General features: G+C 24.7%; 1 pseudogene. It reads left to right on the top strand.

From position 1 onward, the window contains the following. Window positions 1–396, top strand: a pseudogene (locus HMPREF2933_RS09630) (nickase); the annotation flags it as partial.

Genomic DNA, 396 nt, shown 5'->3' with positions numbered 1-396 from the left:
AACTTATTCAGAAATTCAAAAAGAAAAAAGTAAATATCTAAAAGGATATGCAAAAACTAATAAAGAAAAGTATGACTTCAAAAAGCTAACAAGTGCATATAGTTATTTAAGAAAAAATAATATAGAAACCATAGGTCAGTTACAAACAAAAATAGAAAGTTTAAAGTCCAATAGTTACAAGCTAAATAAAAAAGCAAAGACAATCCATAAAGAAATGGAAGATGTAGAAAAGAAAATTCTATACTATGAAATCTACAAAGCCAAAAAAGGAGTTTATGAAGAATACCAAAAGAAAAACATATTCACAAAAGACATATTCTATAATAAACATAAGAAAGATATAGACCAATATAAGGTAGTAAGCGAGAAATTAAAAAAACTCCTATCAGATAAGGA

The sequence above is a fragment of the Streptococcus sp. HMSC066F10 genome, from assembly GCF_001813805.1.
GTDB lineage: Bacteria > Bacillota > Bacilli > Lactobacillales > Streptococcaceae > Streptococcus > Streptococcus vaginalis.
The sequence above is the reverse complement of the archived record's forward strand: the minus strand, read 5'-3'. Positions and strand labels throughout refer to the sequence as shown.